This window comes from Citrobacter sp. RHBSTW-00599, from assembly GCF_013784065.1.
GTDB lineage: Bacteria > Pseudomonadota > Gammaproteobacteria > Enterobacterales > Enterobacteriaceae > Citrobacter > Citrobacter braakii.
The window spans coordinates 62,166-88,835 of record NZ_CP056717.1 but is presented as its reverse complement, the minus strand read 5'-3'; the positions used below and the strand labels follow the sequence as shown (position 1 = coordinate 88,835).

Below are 26,670 nucleotides of genomic sequence, written 5' to 3'. Positions count from 1 at the left end.
CCCCTATAATACCCGCAATTAACGCTTATTATGTTCTCCCGAGGTCTACTGTCTCTACCAGAATCAAGTGAATTCTGGGGGCATAATGGGGGGCATGATTTACAGCCCTATTTTGAGATGCCCCCAATGAAGCTAACAGTCAGACAAATTGATACAGCCAAGCCCAAAGAGAAGCCGTATAAGCTATCTGATGGTGGAGGCCTCTACCTAGAAGTAACTACCAACGGCTCACGTTACTGGCGTTTAAAGTATCGCTACGCTGGTAAAGAAAAGCGTCTTGCTTTCGGCGTTTATCCCGAGGTTTCTCTCGCTCAAGCACGCGAAAAGCGTGATGCTGCGAAAAAGCTGCTGTCTGCTGGAAGCGATCCCGGTGAAGTAAAGAAAGCAGAGAAAATTGCCCAAAAGCTTAACTATGAAAATACCTTCGAAGCTATTGCGCGTGAATGGCATCAGTTGAGAGCGGATCGTTGGTCATTACGCTATCGCGATGAAATTATTGATACCTTTGAAAAGGATATTTTCCCCTACATCGGTAAGCGCCCTATAGCTGAAATTAAGCCCATGGAATTGCTGGAAACCCTTCGTCGTATGGAAAAGCGTGGTGCATTAGAAAAGATGCGCAAAGTCAGGCAGCGCAGCGGTGAAGTATTCCGTCATGCGATTGTGACCGGACGCGCGGAATACAATCCAGCACCCGATCTCGCCACAGCCCTCGCAACACCAAAGAAAACACATTTTCCATTCCTGACTGCCGAAGAACTCCCTCACTTTCTTAGGGATCTTGCCGGTTACACCGGTAGCGTTATTACCAAGACTGCGACTCAAATCATCATGCTTACAGGGGTACGAACTCAGGAATTACGTTTTGCCCGCTGGGAGGATATCAATTTTGAAAAGCGGCTTTGGGAGATCCCCGCTGAAGTGATGAAAATGAAACGACCACATATCGTTCCGATGTCGAATCAGGTTGTCTCACTTTTTGAGTCACTAAAGCCTATTACGGGGCTATACCCACTGGTTTTCGTCGGACGCAATGATCGAACGAAGCCGATCTCAAAGGAAAGCGTTAATCAGGTGATTGAGCTATTGGGATATAAAGGAAGGCTGACGGGGCATGGTTTCCGCCACACGATGAGTACTATCCTTCATGAAAAAGGCTTTAACTCAGCATGGATAGAAACGCAGCTTGCGCATGTGGATAAGAATGCGATACGTGGGACTTACAACCATGCTCAGTATTTGGAAGGGCGGAGAGAAATGATGCAGAAGTATGCAGATTATGTAGAAAATTTAGCCTCTCAAGGTGTGTGAAAATTCAGCAGTATAAAGATTCTCAACCCATATTAGCATTCTTATAATAGAGATTGAGAATCTTTTTTTTTCCCACCTAGCTCAAAAGCTAAATACTTTATATTTAACTTACCCGAGCCCTGGAACGCTCCTGCTCACGAATTCGTGCCTCAATTTCGGCATAAAGATTAGCTTCAGCGTTTTCTCTGTCCGTTGCAGTAACAACTAATGCATAAGATTCATGTTGGCTATTAAGTGGGGTGCCCCACTCACGATCATTTCTAGTTACAACCACAAACCACTTTTCATCTGGAGACCTTTGCTTAAAAGTCCAACTAGAGGATTGTACTGTACCATGATCACGTTGTTGTGCAGTAATAGAACGATTGCTTACCGCATCGTCATTCCTAGAATCAGTACCATCTTGTATATCATGATTAAAGTATTGCTGAACTTCTTGCAACGAAGAACCTTTAACAAGCCTGTAAGATATTTGTGTTGCTGTATAATCTAATCGCGTTGTCCTGACTACTGGTGAATACGCTAAAGTAATGTGCAGTTCTCTTACTGCTCGCTGAGTTCTTAAAAAAGATGTAGGTAATGGAAGCTCAAAGAATTGATGAGTGTCATCAGAGATTTGCTCTTCACACATCATCACAACCACTTCCTCGGACGAGCGATATAAACCATCTTCCTCAACAATTCCATATCCAACGACATCTCGAATAACACTACGATTTCGGGTTGAAGGTTCAGATTTATAATTTTCTGTAACCTCTTCTGAGAATGTATTCTCCATCTGAGATGTCAGCGCAGCGTGATTGACAAGCATAGCTCGCAACATATTAGCAGACATATCTGGATATTCATTGAGTAAACGCGCAGCGAGGTGCGTGATATAAGGTGCAGAAAAACTAGTTCCACTTTGTTCAGAGAAAAGTGTACTTCCTTGGAATTGATGGTGGCAGCTTAGCACACCAAGTCCTCTTGCATGTTGTCGCCATTGACCCCCAGCATTACGCATAGGTGCCGCAAAGTTTCCACCGTGCGCAACTATTTCTGGTTTAAATGCACCTTTCACAGAAGGTCCATGCCGTGTGAATGGCGAAGGTTGATATTCACCTGCTGGGCTTAAATGGCTAATTTCATCAGCACGACGTTGAGCGTCAAATGTTGCATTATGCCTTGCATAACTTCCTGCCGTTAGAACATTGAGTGCGGGCGCTGGATCAATAATAACTGAGCTATCGTGGATTAAATAGATGGGATACTCTGTCCGCCAACTTTCTGCTGGAACATCAGGGTCGCTGCTACCATTAAAATTACCTGCGGAAACTACGAAAAGGATATTGTGACGCCTCGCCAGCACATCAAGCACATAAGCAATACCTCGGATGTGTTTTCCATCGTAAGGCGCATTTACATTGCCAAGTGATAAGTTAAAAATACGACATCCTAGACCAACGAAATATTCTACTGCTTCGGTCAAAGTTGTTTCAATCGTAGCAGTATCAAATTCCCCTTGGGCATTAAGAATTTTGCCATTATATAACCACATTGATGGTTGCCAGAAATTACTAGCGTCGCAAGCCTCAACATCACCATATAGGGCAATACCCGCAACAGCAGTACCATGTCCAAAATGGTCAGATTCATCTTCATTATCCACGAAGCAGGCACTCTCAGCTATTGCACTACGCAATAATGGATGTGCGGTATTAATTCCACTATCAAGGATGCAAACTTTTACGGCATTAGGTAATGGAGATGGGATATATTCGGGGATGAGATTGATATCTTTGTTCAATTTCTCATACGAGATTCCACTGACAGGGAGACGGTCCACCATTCGAACATCACGGTGCTCAAGCAGTTTTTCAGCTTGATCTAAATTTACTCTAACCCGGTACATCAGCAAACTATCAAGATTAATTCTATCCAAGCGATGAATCATATTTTCACGGAGCCAGTTTTCAAATTCTCCGCAGATCCGGTCTCGAGAAGGATGGTGTGTCGTTTCTACCGGCCACAGCTCAACATCTAGACCGAAGGTATCTGAATCAGGAAACCCATACTGTTTCACTGACCAGCTTTTGCGATCCTCATTAGTCCAAACATCAACGCTATCCAATGCGGTTAAAATTTGCTGGTAGGTTATATGAGCGTGACCAAGCTGTGAAAGGTGTTCCTCAAAAAGAGCGATTCCTCGTTCATCAGCAAAGGCAATACATATTGTTTTATCTTCTTGACTGACGAACTCTATTCCATGCCTATCCATATGAGCAATATCTAACATCCCGGTATACTGTAACTTCAGCATATACCGACCATCATTATCCTTTCCTGGAATTTGTGGATTAGCTAATTGTGTAATACTTCGTAATTGCTCAGACAAAATGCGTCCATGCAAGCGCAAGTCAGAACGCTGTGTTCTCGGAATTTTGAACTGGCGTGTGCGTCTAGGGTTCTGAAGAGATTCTTTAGCAATAATAAGATGTTGATATTGTTCCGTCATTTATTATCCCTGACGAGTTTTGTTTATATTTTCCCGTAAAAGTGCATTCTTAAGATCTTTGAGAGTCAAAAACTCTTGGCTACGTAAAATCATTCTCTTGATTGCACGTCTTACAATCCGTTCTAAATCAGCACCACTTTTTCCAATGAATAATGAGAGAACCTCATCGTCTTCAAGCTCAAACTGGCGGCGAATACCACGAAGTTTGAGTTTCATCAATTCTGACAACTGATGTTTATCGGGTAGTGGGAACTCGATAGCATCGTCAAAACGCCTCCAAATAGCACTATCCAGGATATGTTCATGGTTTGTTGCTGCAAGAATTAAGCTTTTTCCTTGGTACGCATCCATCATTTGTAAAACAGCATTCACAACTCGTCTTAACTCACCATGATCCCCACTATCCCCACGTTCTTTACCTATAGCATCAAACTCATCGAAGAGTACAACCATTGGGTATTGAGAGATAAAATCAAATATTTGGCGTAAGTTAGCAGCAGTTTCACCAAGATATGAAGAAACCAGAGTATCAAGCCTGACGATGGCCAACGGCATATCCAATTCACAAGCCACTACTTCTGCAGCAAGAGTTTTACCGCACCCAGGAGGACCAAAAAAAATAACTTTGCTGATAGCTTTCATTCCGTAAGTGCGTAACACATCAGCCCTACGATTTTCTTCAAGTATCTCTTCGACAGCATCTGAACTTGATTCAGGTAGTACGATTTCATCTAAAGAACGACTTGGCTGTCTAATATCTAGCAAAGGCAAGCCTCGCTCTTTGTCCACTGGCACTGGAGGTGCAGTTGGCACTCGAGAGGTTTGTATCGCGTGATCCCCATAAAGAATATGTTCAAGGTCATTGGCAAGAAGATGATGTTGTTTTTGTCGTTCTTCTTCAATGATCACTTCCGAAACACGACGGAAGGCCGCGACATCACCCGTCGCTCCAGCTTTTATAAGCTGTCTGAGAACCTTACCGTTAGCCATCTTTTTCCCCTGAGCATACCCATACAAACAAAACCTTTAGTTCAGTTTAGCATCGGCGTAACGCCATAAGAAGTTCGTTCTATCAACATTTCTTGAATCCCTGAAGATTTTATTTGCATATCAGAATGGGGGTTACATCCTTTAGGTAATTTTATAAAAATATGAATATCAATAAGTTAAGCAACTTACTGATATCATGATAAAAAAATCCCACAATAAGCGTTCCATCGACCCGTTGAACTCACAGTTCTAATGACTCTTCACATTAAGGCTTTTTAATCACTTCAACATTAACGCTCGTGGTGCCATTCTCACGGCTTATCTGCCCGCTCACCCGCACCAGATCCTGCGCATCGAAGTGCTGCCCGTTCCAGACTTTCTGCGGAATACGAACTTTGATGGTTCCGGTTGGATCGCGGAAGGTGTACCACTCTTCCTGCTGCTGGCTGATGACATTGCCTTCCAGCGTGATCCACGCCCCTTCGTGCATTGACGACACGGCCTGAATGCGACTTTGACTGTTTTCCTGTTGAACCTTATGACCGGCATACATGCGCTCAGTGGCGACTGGCTCTTTCTCTGCGGAGAAACCGCCTTGCGCCGCAAGGGCTGGAATGGCGATGAATGAAGTGAGCAACACGCCGGTGACGTTGATGAACTGACTGAAGTATTGTTTTTGCATAGCAGGTTCCATTTATGATTTTACATCCTCCCAGGGAGGATGTTTCGATGATAAATGAGCGCCTGTAAAAGCTCAATTGCTATCCCCGGTAGGGGGATAAAAATGTGACGGGCTTCAGAGATAAAAAACCCACCGATGGGTGGGTTCAGAGATGAGTCTCGTAAGGCGAAATCAGCGAGTCACGCCGATCCAGCCGTGATAACCCATGTAGATGCCGACCAGGGCAATCAGTACGCTTGAGAAGTACGGTGCCCGACGCGCCAGCGTATCCAGGCCACTCCAGCGTTTTGTCGCCTGACGAACGCTGAAAGCCGCCGCCGCGCCTACTGATACCAGCGTAATCGCCAGGCCGATACTGAAACACAGTACCAGTGCAGCGCCGAGCGTAAATTCCTTCACCTGGATGCAGAGCAGCAGAACGGTGATGGCCGCCGGGCAAGGAATGAGTCCACCGGTTAGCCCAAACAGGATAATCTGCCCTGTGGTTACGCTGCGATTGGCAAAACGTTTTTTGATGTCGTTAGCATGGGCTTTTTCGTGAGCGTCCTGGTATTCGCGGGAATTAACATCCAGCCCCTCCAGCGCGGAGTGGTCATGGTCGTGACCGTGCTTATGCTCACGAAACTCCACATCATAATCGTGTACATGCCCACGATGGCCTAAAGACAGGCGCACATCGAAACTGTGTGGCTCAGGGATTGCCAGGACTGATTCCATAAACCCGTCTTTTTCAACGAAGTCGAAAACCTGAGAATACGTTCCAGTCCCCCGCCTTGTGGCCACAGATATATTGCTGGCTTCCCATTTCCTGCCGCTGAGTGTGCGTAAACGCCAGTGAGGCGGTTGCCCTTCCTCGAAAATAGAGAGTTCAACGCTGCCGTGGCCGGTATCGATTATGCGGGTTTCGTCATGTTCGTGATGGCCGTGGCCATGTTCCTCTTCCTGCTCCATTTTCCACAGTTTTTCACCGCGCCAGGTGCGCCAGAACATCCATGCCGCCGTGACAAGAATGATGATGGCTGAAATCAGCTGGAACCAGGGTTCAGCGGACTCGGCGGTGAATTTCTGACTGATGTACATCCCGCCCATAGCAATGAGCCAGACCACAGACGTATGAGAAATGGTCGCGGCAAGCCCCAGTAATACGGCTTGTTTCACCGTTCCCCTGATAGCCACAATAAACGCGGCCATCATCGTTTTGGAGTGTCCCGGCTCCAGTCCGTGAAGCGCACCCAGCAGGATCGCACTGGGGATGAACAGCCAGGCATTCGCCACGCCTTGCTGTAAAAGAGCAGAAAAATCAGTCATGTTTCGCTTGCCTTAAAGATATTTAGTTATCTCTTTAAATTCGCTAAGCGTGTTATCAGACTCACTGTGGTCGGCATGAAGGGCGTCCTCCAGGCAGTGATCCAGATGGTCATGAATTAAGGTACGCTTCGCATTCGTTATCGCCTTTTCCACTGCGTGCAGTTGCTGGGCGATATCCAGACAGGCTCTTTCATCTTCGAGCATCTGGATGGTACTTTTCAGGTGCCCTGCGGCACGTTTAAGTCTTTTAATAATGTCAGGGTGTGATGCGTGAACGGTCATGATTTATCCTCTCCAGGTGGAGGGGATAAGATAATGTGTATCAACGCCAGGGTCACACTTTTTATCGGCTTATCCTCTCCTGATTCTTTGTCTTTTTGGGTTAATTACTTATCTTTCTTCGGCCATGACGGATGTTCATCGTCGATGACGAAATCATGCTCATGGGTTGTGTCTGAATCGGTATGACGGTGAATCTGAGCGTAAGCTTCATGCTCAGGACGCCAGATCAGTACGGCGGCAAGCAGCGACAGCACGGCCACAATAGTCAGGGCGACAAACGAAGCCTGTGTTCCCCATGTGGCACCTACCCACCCGGCCAGCGGATAAGTGACCAGCCAGCAGGAATGCGACAGTGCAAACTGGGCAGCAAACAGCGCAGGTCTGTCTTCAGCCGTTGATGAGCGGCGCAGCAGGCGACCACTTGGCGTCTGAGAAAGCGAATAGCCCACACCCAGCAGCGCCCACAGCACAACCAGCGTGACGTAATCCTTCAGGAAAATACCCAGCCCAAGTCCAATCACTAAAAGCGCGGTCCCCACAAGCATCGGCATGCGGTCGCTCATTTTGTCGAGGAGTTTTGGGAGAACCAGCGCCGACACCATGGAACCCACACCGAAGAAGGCCAGAGCAATGGCGGTAGATCGCTGTGAGAAACCAAAATCAGCCTGAACCAGAACAACGGTGTTGACGATAACCATCGCGCTCGCCGCTGCTACGGCCATGTTGAGTGCCAGCAGGCCACGCAGTCTTGGTGTTTTCAGGAAGATACGCATGCCTCGCGTCGTTTTGTCATAGATGCTGCGTTTAACCGTTAACGCTTTCATCTTTGGTAATGTGACGGAAACAACCAAAGCCGCAGAGGCGAGGAACCCGACCGCCGTCCCGGCAAACAGATTGTGGAAGCTCATGACCGTCAGCAGCGCCGCCGCCAGCATCGGGCTGATAACGCTTTCCAGATCGTAGGCCAGACGCGACAAAGACAGCGCCCGCGTATATTCGCGTTCGTCAGGAAGAATATCCGGGATAGTTGCCTGGAAGGTTGGCGTGAACGCCGCTGAGGCAGACTGAAGTACGAAGATCAGAATATAGATTTCCCAGATCTGGGTGACGAAAGGCAGCGCGATCGCCACCAGAGCGCGGACTAAGTCCAGCGTCACCAGCATGGCGCGGCGCGGGAATTTGTCGGCAAAGGCCGCCGCTACTGGCGCAACCAGAATGTAGGCGCTCATCTTGATAGCCAGCGCGGTACCCAGCACAGCACCGGCCCTGTCTCCGGCCAGATCATAAGCTAGCAACCCCAGCGCAACGGTCGCCAGACCGGTGCCGATAAGGGCGATAACCTGTGCCATAAACAGGTGGCGATAGGTACGATTAGAAAGAATATTGAGCATCAGGAATTCTCTTGGCTTAAATTTGCATCCCCCTGGGGGGGATATTGGAAGCATAGAGGGACCTGAAAAAAATGACAAGCATTATCCTGGTGGGGAGGATGAGTGATTTGTCAACCATCTGATATGTTGAATAAAAAAAGCTTCAGGTATCCCAGCGTTATACCTGAAGCAGCATAAAAAGTGTCGAAGGTGTTATCACCGCTTCCTTGCGAAGCCCCTACTGACGAGAAAGGTGTTAACTCAGAAGTCCCAGGCAGGTTTTCAGACTCAGCCGCGTGGCTTCAACATCGCTATGGACGATAGTGCACCAGTCATCACGGTTAGCCCGAACGTCGTCCAGCCAGCTATTCAGCGCCTGGTTGAAGGCCATGGTTTTCTCGCGCTGAGGCCAGCTCATCTGGTTAGCGCTGTAAATATCCTGCCCGGGCTGTGGCATCTGTACGGTTTGCTGCGTCGACATCCGGGAAGTCACCGACCAGGTATCAGAGTTGCCATCCCAGGAAGGCATCACCGGGAAACCCGCGCCGCGCAGGGCGATATCCCAGGTGGCATCAAACAGGCATGTTTTCCCGTTTAACTCAAAAGTCACTGTGTCATGAAATCCCTGGGTTTGCGGCAAAATAGCCAGTATTTCCGGAGGAACGGGCAAATCAGCCCAGTCAAACTGCACCAGTTTTCTCTTCGCCGTAATCCCACCGGCAACCAGCAATCGTTCGGCCGTGGCGGCTTTATGACGACAGTCGCCAAAACCCTGCTCAAACAGGCTCATGCTTTGGTTATTCCATGACCCCAGCTGATAGGGCACGCGCCTGACCAGTTCAAAAATGGCTCTCCGCAGTTCCGTTGAGCCCGGCTGAAGCCCGAGCGACTGCAAAATCCAGCCCGGCGTTATCGTCTCCTTAGCAGTGCGGCGAGCGATAATTCTTTGCCATGTATCACTGACTTTTTCGGCCAGAGAGGCTGCCAGGGTTTCCCCCGGCAGTAATGTTGTCATCAGCAACGCTCCTGTGGTGGTGAGAAAATGTCTGCGCGTCAACATATCGGGCGTTACACCTCCACGCTGCGACGAAGTGCCGACATAACCAGTGATTCACAGACCACTTCATCGTCCTGTTCCCGGTTTACGCCGGGGAAAACCATTTGACTCACTGGGGATGAACGAAGCCGGTGATAACGGGCAATCGCGCCATTCATTCCGCCCATTTGCTTACGTCTGACCAGCCGGAGTCCGTGCTCCCACGCGACTTCATCCATCGAGCTCGCCAGAACAGGATCATGGTTGAAGATTAAGACGCCATCCCCTTTCAGCAGACGGGCTGCGCTGCGAAGGAACGTTGTGTAGTCCTGCTCGAAATAGGCTGCGGCCTGGGAATAAATAATATCGACCCCACCGGCCTGAACGCCGCGATTTTCCAGTGCGCAGAGACCGGCTGCCGTCACGTAGGGATGCTCAGTCACCCCCTTTGGCAGCGATTCGTGCCATGGCGTGAGATTGGTGAAATGCAGGAATGCACTCTCCCCAAGCTGCTCCCTGAAACTCTGGGCAAGCCCGGAAATCGTCGCCTGATGGCTGGTCGCTTCTTCAGCACGAAAACCTGCCCAGGCAGCACCAATTTCAAGGAAGGTGACGGTACCGTTTTTGTGGTGAATATTTTTCGCATGGTGGGCAATGTCGAACCCAATTTCTCGCGCCAGACGAAACGAACCACCGCTGGAGGTCCAGGGACCATCGAAACCAAAAGCAAGAATAGCTTTCAACATCGAACCCGTTTCTTTGTGCATCATTTTCAGGAACGGAATGACCTTACGCCGCGAAGGAACAGGGACGTTCGGACGCAGTTTTTTGGCCTGGAGATCGCGATTCACGCCCATGCACAGTGTCTGCCAGTGCAGAGGGTTAATGCGATAATTAAGTTCAGTAAAATTACGCGCAATCTCACGACGCGCCTGTATGGAGTCTGTGTACATAGCTTCTCCGCTAAATCTGAAGTTGGTAAACGCCAGGCAGCAAACTGCTACCGGCAACAGCGATCAGATCTTGCGGGTGCTTGGAGGGCGGTAAATGATGTCCGTGGCCTTAACTGGGCAGCGAAGATCGGCAAGCGGCAACCATCTGTCTGCTACAGGAGAGAGGGAGATCTCCACAGAGGGCGGCTGCTGAGGGGTTTCATGGAAATGGTCTGTCTGATGATGGCCTGCGTGGCCAGACTGAGGGATGTCAGAGTCATGAGAGTGATCCAGCATTGACATGGTGACTTCTGCATCGTGCAGATTCATCTCGTAGCCTGTCAGGCCGTTTGTACCGTGCGACGCAAACGTCCCCATCGACGATATCATCATGCCAACGGCCATGATGACAATCATCAGAATATAACGGGGTGAACGTTTAAACATCAGGTACATCGCTGAGGGCTTCTCTCAATGGACAGTGACAACGGTTTAAAAATATTAGCATCCCCCTAGGGGGGATGTAAGAGGCTGGAGTGTAAAGTCTTGTATTGCCGAAGTGTGTAAAAAGGCCCGCATAATGCGGGCCTGATTAATCAGATTACGCGCTTAATGCTCTGGTATTCGCCATTGGTATCAAGCTGGATAGTAATCGTTTGTGAACCACGATTTCGCCAGAACCAGCCGTGCTTACCGTCAAAGGCGGCCTGCAACACACCATCCCTTGAGGTTATCTGCCGGTCCTTACCATAGCCGTGGTAAAACCCCTTCGGTGCGTTAACCGGATCGCCGTGTGCATCCACGTTGACAGGTCCAGAGCTTGTCCACTGGTAAGTCACCCGGGCATCCTTACGCATTTCCATCTTAACTTCAGCCGCTTCATTCGGTTTCAGAGTAATTAACAGTTGATTGCGCTGAGAACCGGCAGTTGGGGCTTCTGGCGCACGAGTTGTCGCCGGAACGCTCAGCTCCGGATAGTTGTTTTGCGTGATTGTCGGCGGGTTATCTGGCACCGGACGTTCATTCACCGGAGTGGTTGACTGTCCCCACTGGCTCGTACTCGCCTGTTTGTCCGTGGCGGCTTCCTCCGCCAGCTGCGTTTTGATTTCGCCCATCTGTTTAAGGCCCAGCAGACGGCCAACGCCCGTTGGATCGATACCGTATTCTGAAGGCATCACGATGGTTATCAGCAGCGTCAAAGCGACGATAGCCGCCAGAATAGTGGACTGCATCAGCTTCATTGCAGACGGCAGCTCTGCGCGGGTAGGTAAATCGGTGTTATACATTCTCTTTTCTCCCTCAGGCTAAAATGTAGCCACAAATCTGGTAACTCATTAACAGGAAACCGGCGCTCATCATCACCACGTTGGCGGTGTAGGCATGGCGGAAAAAGCTCGCCGTCTGCCGCCAGTAACTCATGATGATAAGGATGGCGCTCAGCGCCAGAAGCTGACCTATCTCGACCCCGACATTGAAAGCAATCAGGTTGACGAAAAGGCCATCGGGGGAAATTTCGAACTCCTTGATTTTGGTCGCCAGGCCAAAGCCATGGAAGAAACCAAAGATAAGCGTAGCCATCTTCGTATTAGGCTGAAAGCCAAACCAGCGCTGGAATGCGCCAAGGTTATCAAGGGCTTTGTAGACCACGGACAGTCCGATAATGGCATCAATGAGATAGGCGCTGACGCTGATATCAAAGAACGTACCAATAAGCAGCGTCGTGGAGTGCCCGATAGCAAACAGGCTGACGTACAGCCCGATATCACGCATTTTGTAGAGAAAGAAAATCACGCCGAACAGAAATAGCAGATGATCGTAGCCGGTGACCATATGCTTCGCGCCAAGGTAGATAAACGGGATGATGTTAATACCAGTGATTTCCTGGATATACCCTTTGTCGCCTTCGGCTACGCCATGTGCGGCCGCACCCTGGCTGTAGAAAAGCAATAACAATAAGAAAAACAGACAAGCCGAACGCGCCTGAGTCGAAAACAGGCCACCGCTCAACCGGCCTTGTAAATTAAGGCAGGTGTTCATACAAAATCCTTACAGTTTGAATAATAACGAATTAACAGCAGTTATTACGCAGACAGGGATCTCGGAGGGCGTTCGGGGGTGGCCTGTGGCATTCGCAGAATTTGTTCTGAACTCAGTGCAAACGTCGCGCGCATACCTGCGTTCCAGGCCTGCAAGGCAGTCAGAGTGAAGAGCTTGTTCAGATCGTGGGAATGATCGGCATTGAGGTGATGCACATTACCGTGCGAGTGGAACAGTAGCGGATCGTGTTCATTCAGCGGCTCATCGCTGTCGTGCTGATGCTCACTGACAGACGTTGTATCCTGAACATTATACATAGCCTGTGGTTTTGCCATAAGCGAACTGCTCAGCACGGCAACAGCCATGATGATAAGCACGATTCTGGAAATGACTTCGCGGCTAAAAAACACAGTCAACGACATCCTGATGATACAAGGTAACAACGTGCGTAATGTATCTGTTTTGCTGACCGCATTTCAATAGGTCTTTTGGAGCCGGATGTTGTTTTAATAATTACTTGGCATAACTTCCGCTTTTTGGCGTCAAGCAGTCGATACAGCTCTTACACATCAGTTGCATAGATCCAGTCAGCACATTGAGGACATATCTTCTCTCCATGCCAACAAACATGGCACCAACAGCATCGCCATTGCCTTATCGTCGTGTTAGTAGGTCGAATGGACTTTTCCGAAGATGGGATGATTTTTGGCGAGGTTTGCTCTGGTGCTGTTTGTAGCTTGTTAAATCGACATGTTTTGAGCCGAGCAACATTATTGATATGTCCCGGTAGGTGCACAAACGTTTTTGTAGATGTCAGTGGATCAACTTGAACGCCGATCTGCAGTTTGCAGTAAATACAATACATTGAATCAAAATCAACCTGTTGAACAGATTCTGGTGTAACCCATTCGCCCTTTGCGGTGACGGCATGAGTGGCTAAAACGAAGTAATTCATCATGAACTCCGGAGAAAAATAAAAAAGCCAGCATGGTTAGCTGGCTTTGTGTGTGGTTGAGAGATGTGGCTAGCGGTAACACTCTGACCAGCCCTTGTTCGATCAAGACTGGCTACAGCCAAATGACCGTTCCTCATTGCTGTATACTTTCGTACGTTCCTTTGCCAGGTAGCTAAGGCGGTACATTAAACCGTTATATGACTCAGAGTAGGCTGGAGGATTATTGATATTCAGGTGATAACAGGGGTTCTCAGGGAAGTGAATCAGCGTTAAATATTCAGTAGCTAAAGGTAGCTTTAAAGCGCTCAACCATGCAGCCTGAATCATAGAGGCCACGTTATAATCATTCCCCGTATAATCACCGAGACCGAGAAAGGCATCCTTATTGAGGAATAACACCACATGCCAGTGTGGTTTATCACTTTTATCTTTATCAATTTCTTTAACCCAGGCGTAGCGTAAATGGCACGGATAGACTCTCATGCCATTTTTAATTTTGTTCTTCAGGAATATCTGTATACGGGAATCAAGTGCTTCAATAAAACGGGACATGAGTCCTTTATTCATATCGATAATGCAAGAAATGCTATCACCGGTATCTTTATAATTGGGTACATGAAGGTCAACACGAATGGCTGTTGTTCTTGGATGTTCACGCACAGCGTTATGAATGACATTCGACAATCGATGTAAGTAATGAGTGTTGAATGGTGCATGGTTCATATTGAGTGTATAGATATTATTCATTGTTTCTTTTCTCAGAATGAAGAGCATCATTGCTGATGCCATAATGTTTTAAAGGATGGGAGTGATATCACTTCAGATTGTTAGAGTGTAGATGCCATGTTTAACTGATAAACGTATCGGACATATATCACTGATGTGATATTAATGAAGTTTATGTGGTAGTTATTGTTGCTTATTTTAGTGTAATGCTTGGTGTTGATTTTTATATTACGCATGTATAGCAGGTATGTACTGATGAGTATATATTACCATACCAACACAACTGGTGTATTAAACGACCGCTGAATTCCAAGAGATATTCACATTCTATATTTAGAATTCACTCCGAAGTTAGCTAGTTTTTCATAAGGAAAGGGCTTACTTGTTTTCCTCATTAAAGATTACAATAGAACCAGAACGCGATAATTTAATCCTCTCCTCGATCCACTCTTTTACTTCACTTTCAATCCAGCGGGAGCTGCGACCAAACTTCACCGGCTTTGGAAACTTACCTTCATGCACCAGCTTATAAAACCATTTATCAGATAACCCTGTTAGTTCAGTAATGAACTGCATGCTAACGAATTTATCTTCGTGAATATTAATAGTGCTCATGACATGTTTCCGTAATTTATTAGGAGGACACCGGTCGGCATCCTTTCATGTCATTGGTCGCGTATGTACGATTTAACATTCCCAGTGATCTGGGCAGCATTTGAAAAGCTGCAACCTTTTACTGCAGATGCTCAGAAGTCACCCTGTCGTCACACTATGATAAACTGGAAGCAGAAATCCATGCTGAAATCACATCCATAAATATGGTAAAAGCCCTGACGTTACGAGACTTACAGGCCAGTCATGTACTACATTTTTTACTACATAAAAAGCTACGTTTATAGCTATGAAAATAACTAGTTTTCGCTCTTCTTTTTTGACTATTTTTATACCTGACCTTATGATGATTGAAATTTAATCGAAACGTATTACAGGACGTAACTTGTGGAAAATTCACTGCACAGTGCAATAATAAATAACAGGAGAGCCATGAGATTATTCTTGTGGTATCTATCTGATCAGGATCTGGCCATACTGACCAATAAACTGGCATCAACTAAAAACATTTACAATGCAGATGACATATTTGGCAGTAATATTGAAATCGCTGAAGAGGCAATTAATCAGGCTGTGCGACTGATAAAAGATAATGAGGTCAAGAGGATCTACACAATAGATTTTAATGAGTTTAAATCACTCCAGATGCCCGCATCTGAATTTTCTTGGGTAAAAAAATCACCTGATGCTTGCTACTTCACATGGCTGTTTATCAAAAGCCAGATACACGATTCATTCAAATTGCTTGAGTTGGACGTTTTTATAGTTGGTAGAATAAGGAACCAACGCTATTCCAATATACATGATTCCCTTTACAATAAACTGGAACTGGATGCTTACCCTGTCGATAATAAAGAGCGTCTATCAGTTATAGAGGATTTTTTTGACCGTGCACCTGCGACCCTCAAAGCCAGGCTCGATCTGATGCGCCAGATTCGTAACAAGTGGGAGGAAATTTATCCTTCGAGTATAAATTTCCCTCTTTCACCAAAAAGCAAGAAAAAATGCGACTGGGCATGGAAATACATTCAGAAAGACAGAAGTCGAATGAATACCCGGAGAAAAGACCGTGAGGGGCATTATACAGGAGAAACCAATCCGGCACCTTTTACTAACAGCAGTATGCTATCCATGCTGAGGCCGTCAGGCTCCTTTGAAAAATACATGGCTGTTAAGTTTTATTTTTTGTTCATTTATTTGTTTTTAAAAGATGAACTATTTATGCAACGTTTTAAAAAGGCATGGCAGGTACATCAGTACAGAGCAACTTCTGATACCAGAGAAAGAAAAGCATCTTTGCGTGCCCGGATAAAGAATAAAACATCCGCGCCCAATCCCGTTTCTGAACCATTTACAGTCACAACACTTACCGAACTTGCTACTATCAGTAACATGTCCTTCATACCGGAAATACAGTCCTATAGCCAATATGCTCCGGTCAATGAAATAACGGAAAAGGAAGAAAAGGACTGTCAAACTCATAATGCAACGGTACTGCACGCCTCTCCTACTGATAATTCCAGCGATGGCCAGGTTACGCATATTTCCATTGGGGAAGCTCTGAAACGTATGGGGAAATTACCTCGCAGTGATGAACACTCAGCACCGATGCCAGATAAAAATCCGGGCTCAACCTCAAAAAGAATCTGGACGAGGTTGCAAAAAGCGATGATGGAAGGTGACAAGGACGAAGACTGAGCATCCCCGCGTTCTGACGCATCCCATTTTTTTTCAGACCTGTATTACCACGGTGAGATCATTCCGGACAGATTCTGGAGTGTCTCACCGCATTGATCTGCAACACCGATCGATACTTCAAGTGGTGATAATTGATACCTATTGATAGTGAATTATTGATCGCTATTTACATAGATAATAACGATCAATTTCTGGTAACTGATCTGTAATAACGATTATCCCGCCCCGGACAAAATGCATACGATCGAATGGCCCTTTGTACAACAAAAGGCCATTTTTCGTTTGTAAAACAATAGTAAGGAATCTCTATGTTGAAGATCACATCTGTACTTCTTTTCGGTGCAACATTGTTTAGCTGTGTTGTGCATGCCATGGGTCAGGAGCAGCAATGGGGCAACTGGTTTGGCACTGTCAATGCGATGGAGTTTGAACTTAACGCCGACAATAGCGCCGGAGAACGTATGACGATCACCTGCCGGGACAGCAATTTGATAGTGAGCTATAGCGGGTCTGATAAGGAGCCAATGGATATACCAGATAATGGACAAGAAGCCATGGGAATCAATATCGACGCTGTTCATTACCCGCTAGATGAGGCGGCTTTTATAGCGCTCAAAAGCACAGGCAACCATGGGCAAATTGAAATCACCCGGAAGAATAAACCCGTATCTCACCCGTTCAAAACCGCAGGGCTCAGGGACGCTCTGTCGGACCTCAACTGGGAAGACTGCATCAGCCATTAATCACCCCTTCCAGTAACTCATGCTCCCACATTGTTAATCATCAGTAAGGATATCTTTTATGGCGACATTCATTTCACGCCTGGTTTTAGTCTGCACCCTTTCGCTCCCGGCATTCAGCTCTGCCATCACCATTCAGGGGAACATTCATCCTGAGCGCTATACCTTCTTTCTGACAGAAAAAGGCGGCGAAATGCTGCGGGACATGAACAACGAGGCCGTGAACGTAAAACATAGCGGAAAGGCCAGTGCTTCGGTTGATGCGCAAAATAAGGCTGCGGCTGCAAACATATCGCCCCTGCTGTACCCGGGTGCACCGCTGGAGCAAAACTTTATCCGCTACGACGGTAAGCCAGTGAAAGCTCTGACCTGCCTTATTACCACCCGCACCATGCCGGGCCAGAATAAAGACTATGCATGGGAGGAAACTTACTGCCTGGATGAAACTGGTGCAGCCTACATTGGCACTAAAGGCTGGCCGTCTCGTACTATTTTCAGTAAGAGCTGTGCAGTGGGTGCTGCTGACTGCCCTGTTTACCTGAGCATGAACAACGACCCGCCAACCATGCGTAACGACGCTGTTCAATATGTTCCTTACAGCCGCGAGCGCGTAAGTGGGCAGACAGGACGTAGCCCTGAGCCAAAACTAACGACGACTGAAACCGTCGCTGAGCAGGACGGTTATGTAGTGAGTTTTGTTAAAGCCAGCAACTGTGCAGACAATAAACTGATTGTGAAAAATAAAAACTCAGGGAAAACTGCTGCAATTGCAGGATTAAATGGTTGCACTTTTGATCCGAAGAATAATGCAGTAATTATCTTCCCTCTAAATGAATACGTCGGCGTTTACAGTGGCCCCACAAACGCTTCTGAGGAAATAGCTTCCGTCGATCTCCCCTAATTATTTACCCGGTCCGGTATACGCTACCCGCGATACCGGACGTATTATGGACAGTCCTATGAAATACCCGAAATTCCCTGACGATATAGATACACAATCACTGGATCTGACCTGGCCCGTTGTTTTTAGCGTTGCAGGACTCACTCTGCTAAGGAGTAAGTCGGTCGTATGCCAAACATTGGGAGCCAGCCTGATGACCCTTAGCCTGATAAGGCTCATAAAAAAACTCGCTACTCTTGCCTGAAAAAGCCCCTATCTGGCAACACGGTTTGTGTGCCAGCTCCTGGATCACACGTACTATCGCCTTCCGACGTTCACCTGAAAGCTAATTCTCGACAAAAGCTGAAGCGCTCCTTTATCAAAGGGCTGGCTGCAATAGCAGAGGACAGAATTAATGATGATGCCTTTGTTTTATCGGTGTGCAGCAAAGCGTATGAACGCTTGCCTCTGATCATAAGGCGAGTCGTGAAGTACGAATGGTGTCTTCGATACATCCAGTACAGTAAACCCTTTATTCTGCAGCGATTACAACATTACCAGATCGACAAGCTAACTCCGCCGACATTACCTGACAGTGAACTGTCGCCACAGCAAGACCAGCCACCAGCTTCTCCCTGAATATTTTATCTTCCATCCGAAGCCACTCCAGTGGAGTGGCTTTTTTATGCCCATTTTTAAAGGAATTAACTATGACACGTTTAGCCAGCCGCTTTGGTGCAGTCAACCTTGTACGTCGGGACCGCCCATTAACCCGCGACGAACTGGCCCATTATGTGCCAAGCGTCTTCAGCGAAGAAAAGCATGAATCCCGGAGCGAACGCTACACCTACATTCCCACTATTACTTTGCTGAATAACCTTCAACGTGAAGGGTTTCGTCCGTTCTTTGCCTGCCAGACCCGCGTCCGGGATGAAAGTAAACGAGAGCACACGAAACACATGCTTCGTCTGCGCCGGGAAGGACAAATTACCGGCAAACAGGTGCCAGAAATTATCCTGTTGAACAGCCATGATGGTTCCAGCTCTTACCAGATGCTGCCGGGGTTATTTCGTGCCGTATGCCAGAACGGGCTGGTATGCGGGGAGAGTTTCGGTGAGGTGCGGGTGCCGCACAAAGGCAACGTAGTCGAGAAAGTCATTGAAGGAGCCTACGAAGTACTGGGGATATTTGACCGCGTAGAAGAGAAACGCGATGCCATGCAGTCGCTTTTGTTGCCGCCACCCGCACAGCAGGCAATGGCGAAAGCAGCATTAACCTATCGCTTTGGAGAAGAGCATCAGCCGGTGACGGAATCGCAGATACTTTCGCCACGTCGCTGGCAGGACGAGAGCAACGACCTGTGGACCACTTACCAGCGTATTCAGGAAAACCTGATTAAAGGCGGGCTATTGGGGAGAACAACCCAAGGAAAGCGCTCCCATACCCGAGCAGTGAAAGGTATTGACGGTGATGTGAAGCTCAACCGTGCCCTCTGGGTGATGGCTGAGAATATGCTGCAGCTTGCTTCATGAACCATTTCACCATTTTCCCTTAACGCCTTTCCGAAGATTCGGAAGGGCTTTTCTTTCTAAGGAGCAACCATGTCTACGATCAATTTGTCCCCGGTATTTCCTGCAAACGAGCAGCGAGTCATCCAGCGAGCATTACGTCTGCTGGAGAAATACCAGCGTCAACCGAGTGAGTCATTTACCTCAACCAGCCTCACAAAAACTTGGCTGCAACTACAGATGGCTCACCTGGAGCGGGAAGTCTTCGTCGTGATGTATCTTGACAATCAGCATTGCCTGCTGGAGCGAGAAACACTGTTTACCGGCACGCTCAGCCATACCGAAGTGCATCCCCGTGAAGTGGTTAAATCAGCCCTGAAACATAACGCCGCTGCGGTCATTCTGGCGCATAACCATCCATCCGGCACGACAGAAATCAGCCAGCAGGATAAACATGTTACCCAGCGGATTACTAAAGCCTTGGCTCTGGTGGAAGTGCGTGTGCTGGATCATCTTGTGGTCGGGAACGAAGTGGTGTCTTTTGCTGAATGTGGCTGGTTGTGAGGTGCAGAATGAAAATCATCAGTAAGCGCCAGGCGATGCATATTTATCGTCAGCATCCCGAATCCAGGCTATCTGCCTTCTGTTCAGAACACTACCAGTGGCATGGTAGTGTCCGCCATTACTACGGACGTGAAGTTCAGGATATAAGCGGTGTACTCGCTGTTTTTGTTGAACGTCGTCAGGATCGGGCAGGCCCGTACGCCATTCTTCGCAGCGTGACGGTGAACTAATCATCCCACTCAGTCATTAAGGAATATGTTAATGCAGTCGACCACCTTATCCGACACATCGGCGGAGAACGCAACCTGCCTTCAGTGGGGATTAAAACGTAATATCACGCCGTGCTTCGGCGCTCGCCTGGTTCAGGAAGGCAACCACCTATACTTTCTGGCTGACCGGGCAGGGTTTAATGGCTCATTCAGTGATGATGAAGCATTGAGTCTGGACCAAGCGTTTCCACTAATGACGAAACAGCTTGAGCGGATGCTGACCACTGGCGAGCTTGATACTCGCAGCCAGCACTGCGTCACACTGCATCACAACGGACTTACTTGTGAAGCTGACACTCTCGGCTCTTATGGTTATGTTTACATCGCTATTTATCCCCAGTCAGCTATAACCAGGTAACGCCTTCCTCTTCTTTTATCAGGGAATCAACTCATGCATATTTCAACTGTACCGGCAACAGTGACGGTTTCGTCACGCCTGTCTCCTGTCCAGATTTGGCAAAAACTATTAACGTATCTTTTAGAACATCATTACGGCCTCACGATCAACGACACACCGTTCAGTAACGATACGGCGATTCTTGAACATTTAGAGGCGGGAGTGAATCTTACTGATGCTGTTAATTTCCTAGTAGAACGATTCGAGCTTGTACGCATTGACCAGAAGGGTTTCTCCTGGCAGGATCAAGAACCTTGGCTAACACCTTTGGATGTTCATCGGGCACAGTTCAACCTTGGCTTGAAACGCTCATAAATCAGCCAATTGCTCCTTAAGGAAAAACATGTGGGGGCATAATTGGGGGCATGTTAGAAAAGTACATAGGAAAATAATTAATAAATTCAACATGATTAACTATCAAATGCGACTCCTGTGATCTCCGCCAAAATGCTCATATCATCCTCAAAGATTTTATTTCGTCTCAATTGTCATAACCTTCAGAATTAAGGAAAAGACAATAAATTTAGCACTAACTGCCGCTACTGTTTTGCTACACTTTTAAGTCCTTTGCTCGCAGTCCGAGTACAAAAACTTATCGAAAAACACTCCTTTATGCACACACTTTCCAGAAAGTGAGAGTGGTAACACGATATGGGATCAGACTAGCCATAGACTTTTTGCGAATTTACTTTCTGTTATGGCTAAAGATATAGGCTACGATTTTGATCGAGTTCATTTGCAGAATACTATTTATATAGCTGTTGCTCACGGGCAAATAAATTTAGATAATCTAAAAATTCGCAAAGGGATGGCTTCAATTTTCTCTGGTTAAACAGCATTGAAAATGGATGTAGTTTCTTTTCCCGAATCCTCTGACGCTCAAAATTCTTAATAGAACTAACCTACATTTCTGGCTCAATACCTAATTTACGTAATTCATTTCTCCCCAAGGTTTTGAGCCAATTCCCCAAACTCATCCCCTCTGCCTTTGCCGCAGCCTCGAACTGCGCCTTTAACTCGGGTGTGATACGAATCTGGAAAGTTGGTGCTTTTCCGGATTTAGACTGATTTGGGTCGCGTTTAGCTGTTGACATGTACGTACCTACAAGAGCAGTATACCACCAATCAGGTACGTACCTTTATATCTGACGACCTGACTCATAAACGCTCTCGCCCGGTATTCGCAGTACCCGACGAGAGCTAACCTCACCAACTATCAAGGAGTTGATTATGGCTGATTCGCATTCTACCCCAGACACCGACCAATCTGGAACCGAGCGTTCGGTAATTGTGGGATATCGCCCGAATGTTTTCGACAAATCCACACCCAAAATTATTCTTTCCGGCAAGTGGCTACGCGAAGCGGGGTTTGATACCGGGCAACAGATTACCGTAAAAGTGATGAATGGCTGCATCGTCCTGATGGTCTATGGTGAGCAGGAGCAACGGTTGCAGGATGAGTTGAAAGAGGCAAATCAGAAGCTGAATAGAATTGGGAGCACGCTGGCGACTCTTCAGTAACATATAACTGAACCTGTAAGCGTTACTTATAGGTTTACCAGGTGCCGGATGGCGCTAACGCTTATCCGGCCTACTTTCAAAATGAATCACTCTTCCATAACCAATCATCCTAATTATATATGGCTATTTTAAATTTAACTGTGGAATGATTTATTTATTTTTCTCTATTATTAATGTTTTCACTATTGCAAACCAATCGTAAAAACCCTCATATATTATTTTTCAACAAAATGAGTTGTTAAAATGGCAATTACTGTTTATCTCTGTCTCAAAGACGTCAGAGGTAAAGATAAGCTATGGTAAGTGATGATGATATCATCGCCTGGTACGATGAAACATTTAATAAACCCAGCTTATTCTTTAAAAAGCGTTGGCCAGTCACTCTCGATACCAGTCTTTCAACGGGAGATTATGTGTGGGCCAGTGAAACGGGCGCAGACATCATGGATGCTTACTTTGCAACTTTCAATGTTGATTGCGTCAATTTCGATTTCTATAAATATTGGCCTATTGAGACATTCATACTTTATGCAATGTTTACCTGTAGCAGAGATGACGATGAGCCACAGCCATTAACACTCCGCATGCTGGCAGAGTCTGCAAAAGCGGGTAAATGGCTTTATGACTGAACCTTATTGACGGATGCCATTTATCCGACCTACCGCTTCCCCAAAAAATAAAGCCGCCGATCGGTTAATCAGCGGCTTTCTGTCACCTGCAGTTACGTCAGAAGTTATATTTCACGCCCAGCATACCGCGAGTATCGCTGTAGCCTTTGTCACCAACCTGTTGGGCCACGTTGCTCCACACGTTGAGGCGCGGAGTGATTTGACCTTCAACGCCGACTTTCAGCTCACCAATGTTCTTGGTGCCACGCATGTCGTTGCTCACATCGTCCATCTTCACGCGAGTCGTCTGCGTGTTGTGGATCCAGTTGGCTTCAACAAACGGCTGGAACTCACGAGATTTACCGTCGTCGATGGCGTTGTGACCGTTAATAAAGGCTTTTACCCCCAGACGGGTCATCAGGTTGCCATCGGTGTTGTCCTTCACGCGGGTGCCGTTCGCTTCGCGGTGGCTGTCGGCCTGCACGTCCATCCACACCACCTGAGCTTTCGGTTGCAGCCAATAGCTGTTGCGCTCGTTTTCACCCAGTTTGAAGCTGTAACCGGCTTCAACAGAAGCGGTGATCCCGCTGGATTTATATTTCTCCGTCGCCTGCTCCTGACCCATCACCTTGTTATCAAACCAGTTGTACAGCATCCAGGTGTCTACATAAGTGCCGGTCTTGTCAGCGTCATTGGCATACCAGGTGCCGTACAGTCCCACGCTGTAACCAGTGACCTGACCACGTGAATGGTAGCCGGTCAGACTGGACTGCGTACGGTTCTGGCTGTTGGCATAACCAGCCATCGCGCCGAGGTGCCAGCGGTCGAGGCCGTCGCTGCTCCACTGCGCCAGGTCACCGCCTAACTGCAGGACATAGCTGTTGCTTTGGGTTTTCAACTGTCCGCTACCGTCTTTGAAGCGGGTATGTGCCCCGACGTTACGCATCCACAGACTGGTGACTTTTTTCTCGCCCGTCAGCATATCGACGTACTGCGTTTCCCCCAGACGATCGTGGAGTCGGGTCATGAACAGCGTGTTAGCAGCGTAGTTGTTCGCCAGATAACTGCCTGCTTCCGGGCGGTACTGCTGCTCAGTGACAGGGGGCTCAACAGGTTCTTCCGGCTCAGGGATAATCGGGTCGACAGGATCGACCGGGTCCGGGTCAACAGGACCTGGGTCAATAGGGTCAACCGGGTCCGGGTCAACGGGATCTGGGTCAATAGGGTCAACCGGGTCCGGATCGACAGGGTCCGGCTCTTCCGGATCCGGCGGAGCAGGAATAAAGCTGGTCAGATACCAGTTGCTGCCCTTTTGCACCACGTTATAGTCGTACGCACCGGCAACAATACGGCCCGCTTTCTCAAAAGTACCGTCAGAATTACCGGCCACTTCGATGATCTCAATTCCCTCAACGGTTTGCGCCCCGGTTCCGCCAATATTGTTCACCGCCACAAACGCGTTACCCGCGGTGTTGCCGAGCACTTTCAGCTTGTCGGTTTCGGAGGCATCGTCATTCAGGACGGTATTGAAAACGAGTTTTCCGCCGTTGCCGGTAAAATCTTCATTGATAGTAAGCGTCTGCCACGGTTCGCCGTCAGCATGCCCAAAGTTCACCACTGACCCGCCGTTCAGCGTCAGGTCAGTGAGCGTTGAGCTGTTGGTCATGTTCCAGGTCGCATCGCTCATTTGCAGCGAGATAACCCCCGTCCCGGCAGTGGCGCTGGTGACGTATGACGCCCCACTCCACAACGAGTTGTCAGTCATATTGAGTTTGATGGTACTGTTTTGCTGCGGCTGGGTGTTGTTTGCGGCAGTAGCACCGGCGGCGTGAAGATCGCCGTCGATAAGGAAACGCCCGCCAGCAGAACCGTCGACGATGCCGCCCGTTTCTGTACTGATGGCATAGCTTTCATTGCTGTGATTGCCCGCCATAGCAATAGTAGCGCCGCCACCGAGATTTACCGTGCCGCGTGAAATCGCATACAGGCCGCGTGGGGCCTTGCTGAATGAGTAAACTTTATCGATGCTGTTAACACGAATCGTCGCATTATCACCCAGATTCACCGTCGCATTATAGGAATAGACCGCATGGGCGCTGGCTCCGCTCACCGAAATAGTGGCGTTATTGCCCAGTTCCGTTTTGGAAGATGAGGCGGCGTAGACCCCTATTGAGGAAGTGCCCGATGTCTCGATGGTGGCGTCATTGCCAAGGCGGATTGAGGACCCGCTCTGTCCGGAGCGGATTCCCTCTGAGCTGTTACCGGTAGTCACAATGTGGGCACGATCGCCGACAATAATCGTATTTTTGGCAAGCGTTGCGTCTCTAAACGCGTTGGCGGTGATGCCACGTCCCTGGTTACCGGTGGTTTGAATATACAGATCGTCGCCGACGTAGATGTTTGCTGAGCCTATCCCACCCTGACCGATGGCGTTGTATCCGGCGTTAATACCATCACCATCCTGGCCGTCCACATAAATACTGGTGCGATCCCCGGTGATAATAAAGACTGGATTATCCGGCGTATTAGCCCCGTGCGTGCGGATACCGTCAACATCTTTACCATTATTAGCGGCATTCTTTGACTGTGTGCGAATCGTAAGGTCGTCACCGAAAATAACGCCCGGGCTACCCGTCGCGCTGTTCTGAATAACGGTAATGGTGTGTTCGAAGGCTTCTCCTCCTGGCCCATTCAGCGTTAATCCATGACCATAAACGGGAATGGTACCGGCACTCCACTGATAAACATAATTCGGCGTTTCGCTGTTTTTTTTGAAACTGTCATTCGTCTGTGCAGGAAATAAAGCCTGCAACTCCGGCGAAAGACTGCTCACCAATCCACTGGCAGGAAGACTATCAATATCAATCCAGGCCGCGTGGGTTGAAAATACCATTGACGTTAACGCGGTTGATACCGCTATCGCAATGCGTGAGTAATGCTTAGGTTTTTTCATAATAGCCTCCTGCTTTCGGGCGTAGGGCGTCCACCACATCGCAAAGATGTGAAAATAGTAAGAATCAAAAATGCGTTATAAAATATTCGACAGTATTTGATGAATGCTATGGCCTAATTTATCTTCAAGCCTGAGCTTGTAGACATATATTTTCTTAATATCTATATTATCTATTTTGGTAATTTGCTGAATACTTTTCCCTGACACAAACCGCTTCAGTAATATCATTTCTGTATAGTTGAGTGAGCGTCCGCGTTTACTGTTCGCAAGGTGGCCGGTAAATAATCGGCGAATTTTCTGATGCTGAACTTCATCATCATCATCGGAATATATAATCCCTTGTATTTTATTGCTTTTCGACAGCCAGTAGTTGGCTAACGGCGCGAGATTCCTGTCCGCTATCAACACAATATACATACCGCTGTAGGCCAGCCGGTCAACCCATTGCGGATCGGCGAACAGGCGCAGGTTTGGGAAGGAAAAGTCCACAAAAATAAACCCACGCGACAAATGATTTTGATTATTAAGGAGAAGTTTTTCAATAATTCCTTTTTGCAGAAAACTATTTCCCTCTGGCCAGATCGCAAAAGTGGCTCGGTGACAGTAGCTGGCGCGTACCACAGTATCCGGAAATAATTGACAGGATAATTCACAGCTTATGCAACGAACACTCTGTGATGGTGATCTCTTCATCAAAAATGACTCCTGTTATTTTTCCATAAATATTTCATTGGTAAATAAATGTGTCAATCCGACACGTGTGACATTCCTTGTCAGTTAATAACAGTGACACCTAA

General features: G+C 47.6%; 29 protein-coding genes. 12 read left to right on the top strand and 17 right to left on the bottom strand.

Going from position 1 to position 26,670, the window contains the following annotated elements; all coding sequences use genetic code 11:
* Window positions 1-126 precede the first annotated feature (126 nt).
* Window positions 127-1,311: an integrase arm-type DNA-binding domain-containing protein gene (locus HV243_RS00435; protein ID WP_181603917.1), complete on the top strand. Its 1,185-nt coding sequence runs from the start codon at window positions 127-129 to the stop codon at window positions 1,309-1,311.
* A 103-nt stretch (window positions 1,312-1,414) separates the two neighbouring features.
* Here the strand turns inward: HV243_RS00435 and HV243_RS00430 are convergent, their stop codons facing one another.
* From HV243_RS00430 to HV243_RS00360, 14 genes are all read right to left on the bottom strand, one after another.
* The gene (locus HV243_RS00430) at window positions 1,415-3,805 is read right to left on the bottom strand and encodes a S8 family peptidase (RefSeq protein ID WP_181603916.1); all 2,391 of its coding nucleotides are present in this window, start codon (window positions 3,803-3,805) and stop codon (window positions 1,415-1,417) included.
* 3 nt (window positions 3,806-3,808) lie between these two features.
* A complete protein-coding gene (locus tag HV243_RS00425; protein ID WP_181603915.1) occupies window positions 3,809-4,795 on the bottom strand; it encodes an ATP-binding protein in 987 nt (328 codons plus the stop codon).
* Window positions 4,796-5,060: 265 nt separating this feature from the next.
* The gene (locus HV243_RS00420; RefSeq protein WP_181603914.1) at window positions 5,061-5,489 is read right to left on the bottom strand and encodes a NirD/YgiW/YdeI family stress tolerance protein; all 429 of its coding nucleotides are present in this window, start codon (window positions 5,487-5,489) and stop codon (window positions 5,061-5,063) included.
* 159 nt (window positions 5,490-5,648) lie between these two features.
* Window positions 5,649-6,785: a nickel/cobalt efflux protein RcnA gene (locus HV243_RS00415; protein WP_181603913.1), complete on the bottom strand. Its 1,137-nt coding sequence runs from the start codon at window positions 6,783-6,785 to the stop codon at window positions 5,649-5,651.
* A 12-nt stretch (window positions 6,786-6,797) separates the two neighbouring features.
* Entirely contained in the window at window positions 6,798-7,067 is a 270-nt protein-coding gene (locus HV243_RS00410) for a metal-sensing transcriptional repressor (protein WP_023303133.1), read from the bottom strand.
* A 104-nt stretch (window positions 7,068-7,171) separates the two neighbouring features.
* Window positions 7,172-8,458 carry an MFS transporter gene (nirA, locus tag HV243_RS00405; protein WP_181603912.1) on the bottom strand — a complete coding sequence of 429 codons (1,287 nt, stop codon included), beginning with the start codon at window positions 8,456-8,458 and terminating at the stop codon, window positions 7,172-7,174.
* Window positions 8,459-8,693: 235 nt separating this feature from the next.
* Entirely contained in the window at window positions 8,694-9,452 is a 759-nt protein-coding gene (locus HV243_RS00400; protein ID WP_181603911.1) for a Tat pathway signal sequence, read from the bottom strand.
* A 53-nt stretch (window positions 9,453-9,505) separates the two neighbouring features.
* A complete protein-coding gene (locus HV243_RS00395) occupies window positions 9,506-10,426 on the bottom strand; it encodes a hypothetical protein (protein ID WP_181603910.1) in 921 nt (306 codons plus the stop codon).
* 63 nt (window positions 10,427-10,489) lie between these two features.
* Window positions 10,490-10,852, bottom strand: a complete 363-nt coding sequence (locus HV243_RS00390) for a hypothetical protein (RefSeq protein ID WP_249415224.1) — start codon at window positions 10,850-10,852, stop codon at window positions 10,490-10,492.
* A gap of 149 nt (window positions 10,853-11,001) precedes the next feature.
* On the bottom strand, window positions 11,002-11,691 hold the full coding sequence (locus HV243_RS00385) for a hypothetical protein (protein WP_023303138.1): 690 nt from the start codon (window positions 11,689-11,691) through the stop codon (window positions 11,002-11,004).
* Window positions 11,692-11,704: 13 nt separating this feature from the next.
* The gene (locus HV243_RS00380) at window positions 11,705-12,442 is read right to left on the bottom strand and encodes a HupE/UreJ family protein (protein ID WP_023303139.1); all 738 of its coding nucleotides are present in this window, start codon (window positions 12,440-12,442) and stop codon (window positions 11,705-11,707) included.
* A 44-nt stretch (window positions 12,443-12,486) separates the two neighbouring features.
* Window positions 12,487-12,852 (bottom strand): hypothetical protein, encoded by a 366-nt coding sequence (locus HV243_RS00375; RefSeq protein WP_029463789.1) that lies wholly within the window; start codon window positions 12,850-12,852, stop codon window positions 12,487-12,489.
* Between the two features lie 647 nt (window positions 12,853-13,499).
* Complete coding sequence (locus tag HV243_RS00365) at window positions 13,500-14,144, bottom strand: inovirus Gp2 family protein (RefSeq protein WP_181603907.1); 645 nt, start codon at window positions 14,142-14,144, stop codon at window positions 13,500-13,502.
* Between the two features lie 357 nt (window positions 14,145-14,501).
* Window positions 14,502-14,738: an AlpA family transcriptional regulator gene (locus tag HV243_RS00360; protein ID WP_023303142.1), complete on the bottom strand. Its 237-nt coding sequence runs from the start codon at window positions 14,736-14,738 to the stop codon at window positions 14,502-14,504.
* A gap of 384 nt (window positions 14,739-15,122) precedes the next feature.
* Here HV243_RS00360 and HV243_RS00355 point away from each other — a divergent pair, with 384 nt between their 5' ends.
* The 9 genes from HV243_RS00355 to HV243_RS25680 all read left to right on the top strand — a co-directional run bounded on the left by HV243_RS00355 (window position 15,123) and on the right by HV243_RS25680 (window position 21,623).
* The gene (locus HV243_RS00355; protein ID WP_181603906.1) at window positions 15,123-16,433 is read left to right on the top strand and encodes a hypothetical protein; all 1,311 of its coding nucleotides are present in this window, start codon (window positions 15,123-15,125) and stop codon (window positions 16,431-16,433) included.
* 308 nt (window positions 16,434-16,741) lie between these two features.
* A complete protein-coding gene (locus HV243_RS00350; RefSeq protein WP_181603905.1) occupies window positions 16,742-17,176 on the top strand; it encodes a hypothetical protein in 435 nt (144 codons plus the stop codon).
* Window positions 17,177-17,234: 58 nt separating this feature from the next.
* Window positions 17,235-18,074: a hypothetical protein gene (locus tag HV243_RS00345; RefSeq protein ID WP_023303145.1), complete on the top strand. Its 840-nt coding sequence runs from the start codon at window positions 17,235-17,237 to the stop codon at window positions 18,072-18,074.
* A 689-nt stretch (window positions 18,075-18,763) separates the two neighbouring features.
* Entirely contained in the window at window positions 18,764-19,585 is an 822-nt protein-coding gene (locus HV243_RS00340) for a DUF932 domain-containing protein (protein WP_181603904.1), read from the top strand.
* Window positions 19,586-19,654: 69 nt separating this feature from the next.
* On the top strand, window positions 19,655-20,125 hold the full coding sequence (gene radC, locus HV243_RS00335; RefSeq protein WP_181603903.1) for a DNA repair protein RadC: 471 nt from the start codon (window positions 19,655-19,657) through the stop codon (window positions 20,123-20,125).
* An 8-nt stretch (window positions 20,126-20,133) separates the two neighbouring features.
* Entirely contained in the window at window positions 20,134-20,355 is a 222-nt protein-coding gene (locus HV243_RS00330; protein ID WP_181603902.1) for a DUF987 family protein, read from the top strand.
* Window positions 20,356-20,386: 31 nt separating this feature from the next.
* Entirely contained in the window at window positions 20,387-20,752 is a 366-nt protein-coding gene (locus HV243_RS00325) for a type IV toxin-antitoxin system YeeU family antitoxin (protein WP_181603901.1), read from the top strand.
* Window positions 20,753-20,785: 33 nt separating this feature from the next.
* Window positions 20,786-21,106 (top strand): TA system toxin CbtA family protein, encoded by a 321-nt coding sequence (locus HV243_RS00320; protein WP_181603900.1) that lies wholly within the window; start codon window positions 20,786-20,788, stop codon window positions 21,104-21,106.
* A gap of 334 nt (window positions 21,107-21,440) precedes the next feature.
* Window positions 21,441-21,623, top strand: coding sequence for a DUF6680 family protein (locus tag HV243_RS25680; RefSeq protein ID WP_308457948.1), 183 nt, complete (start codon window positions 21,441-21,443; stop codon window positions 21,621-21,623).
* Window positions 21,624-21,693: 70 nt separating this feature from the next.
* On the opposite strand, the gene HV243_RS00315 is transcribed toward HV243_RS25680, so the two are convergent.
* The gene (locus HV243_RS00315) at window positions 21,694-21,885 is read right to left on the bottom strand and encodes a toxin-antitoxin system HicB family antitoxin (RefSeq protein WP_003844491.1); all 192 of its coding nucleotides are present in this window, start codon (window positions 21,883-21,885) and stop codon (window positions 21,694-21,696) included.
* A gap of 136 nt (window positions 21,886-22,021) precedes the next feature.
* Between HV243_RS00315 and HV243_RS00310 the strand changes: the two genes are divergently transcribed.
* Window positions 22,022-22,312, top strand: a complete 291-nt coding sequence (locus HV243_RS00310; RefSeq protein ID WP_047415746.1) for a SymE family type I addiction module toxin — start codon at window positions 22,022-22,024, stop codon at window positions 22,310-22,312.
* 296 nt (window positions 22,313-22,608) lie between these two features.
* Window positions 22,609-22,941, top strand: a complete 333-nt coding sequence (locus tag HV243_RS00305; protein WP_053389776.1) for a DUF1493 family protein — start codon at window positions 22,609-22,611, stop codon at window positions 22,939-22,941.
* A gap of 97 nt (window positions 22,942-23,038) precedes the next feature.
* On the opposite strand, the gene misL is transcribed toward HV243_RS00305, so the two are convergent.
* Window positions 23,039-25,873, bottom strand: a complete 2,835-nt coding sequence (gene misL, locus HV243_RS00300; protein ID WP_053389775.1) for an intestinal colonization autotransporter adhesin MisL — start codon at window positions 25,871-25,873, stop codon at window positions 23,039-23,041.
* A 75-nt stretch (window positions 25,874-25,948) separates the two neighbouring features.
* A complete protein-coding gene (locus HV243_RS00295; RefSeq protein ID WP_046276006.1) occupies window positions 25,949-26,566 on the bottom strand; it encodes a helix-turn-helix transcriptional regulator in 618 nt (205 codons plus the stop codon).
* Window positions 26,567-26,670: the final 104 nt, after the last annotated feature.

Coding starts and splice junctions, on each gene's coding strand:
- HV243_RS00400 (WP_181603911.1), bottom strand. CDS start 9,452: ATGACAACATTACTGCCGGGGGAAACCCTGGCAGCCTCTCTGGCCGAA.
- HV243_RS00395 (WP_181603910.1), bottom strand. CDS start 10,426: ATGTACACAGACTCCATACAGGCGCGTCGTGAGATTGCGCGTAATTTT.
- HV243_RS00350 (WP_181603905.1), top strand. CDS start 16,742: ATGTTGAAGATCACATCTGTACTTCTTTTCGGTGCAACATTGTTTAGC.
- HV243_RS00365 (WP_181603907.1), bottom strand. CDS start 14,144: ATGAATAATATCTATACACTCAATATGAACCATGCACCATTCAACACT.
- HV243_RS00325 (WP_181603901.1), top strand. CDS start 20,387: ATGCAGTCGACCACCTTATCCGACACATCGGCGGAGAACGCAACCTGC.
- HV243_RS00380 (WP_023303139.1), bottom strand. CDS start 12,442: ATGAACACCTGCCTTAATTTACAAGGCCGGTTGAGCGGTGGCCTGTTT.
- HV243_RS00415 (WP_181603913.1), bottom strand. CDS start 6,785: ATGACTGATTTTTCTGCTCTTTTACAGCAAGGCGTGGCGAATGCCTGG.
- HV243_RS00320 (WP_181603900.1), top strand. CDS start 20,786: ATGCATATTTCAACTGTACCGGCAACAGTGACGGTTTCGTCACGCCTG.
- HV243_RS00345 (WP_023303145.1), top strand. CDS start 17,235: ATGGCGACATTCATTTCACGCCTGGTTTTAGTCTGCACCCTTTCGCTC.
- HV243_RS00430 (WP_181603916.1), bottom strand. CDS start 3,805: ATGACGGAACAATATCAACATCTTATTATTGCTAAAGAATCTCTTCAG.
- HV243_RS00310 (WP_047415746.1), top strand. CDS start 22,022: ATGGCTGATTCGCATTCTACCCCAGACACCGACCAATCTGGAACCGAG.
- HV243_RS00390 (WP_249415224.1), bottom strand. CDS start 10,852: ATGTTTAAACGTTCACCCCGTTATATTCTGATGATTGTCATCATGGCC.
- HV243_RS00360 (WP_023303142.1), bottom strand. CDS start 14,738: ATGAGCACTATTAATATTCACGAAGATAAATTCGTTAGCATGCAGTTC.
- HV243_RS00305 (WP_053389776.1), top strand. CDS start 22,609: ATGGTAAGTGATGATGATATCATCGCCTGGTACGATGAAACATTTAAT.
- nirA (WP_181603912.1), bottom strand. CDS start 8,458: ATGCTCAATATTCTTTCTAATCGTACCTATCGCCACCTGTTTATGGCA.
- radC (WP_181603903.1), top strand. CDS start 19,655: ATGTCTACGATCAATTTGTCCCCGGTATTTCCTGCAAACGAGCAGCGA.
- HV243_RS00425 (WP_181603915.1), bottom strand. CDS start 4,795: ATGGCTAACGGTAAGGTTCTCAGACAGCTTATAAAAGCTGGAGCGACG.
- HV243_RS00340 (WP_181603904.1), top strand. CDS start 18,764: ATGACACGTTTAGCCAGCCGCTTTGGTGCAGTCAACCTTGTACGTCGG.
- misL (WP_053389775.1), bottom strand. CDS start 25,873: ATGAAAAAACCTAAGCATTACTCACGCATTGCGATAGCGGTATCAACC.
- HV243_RS00420 (WP_181603914.1), bottom strand. CDS start 5,489: ATGGAACCTGCTATGCAAAAACAATACTTCAGTCAGTTCATCAACGTC.
- HV243_RS00295 (WP_046276006.1), bottom strand. CDS start 26,566: ATGAAGAGATCACCATCACAGAGTGTTCGTTGCATAAGCTGTGAATTA.
- HV243_RS00315 (WP_003844491.1), bottom strand. CDS start 21,885: ATGTCAACAGCTAAACGCGACCCAAATCAGTCTAAATCCGGAAAAGCA.
- HV243_RS00435 (WP_181603917.1), top strand. CDS start 127: ATGAAGCTAACAGTCAGACAAATTGATACAGCCAAGCCCAAAGAGAAG.
- HV243_RS00385 (WP_023303138.1), bottom strand. CDS start 11,691: ATGTATAACACCGATTTACCTACCCGCGCAGAGCTGCCGTCTGCAATG.
- HV243_RS00410 (WP_023303133.1), bottom strand. CDS start 7,067: ATGACCGTTCACGCATCACACCCTGACATTATTAAAAGACTTAAACGT.
- HV243_RS00330 (WP_181603902.1), top strand. CDS start 20,134: ATGAAAATCATCAGTAAGCGCCAGGCGATGCATATTTATCGTCAGCAT.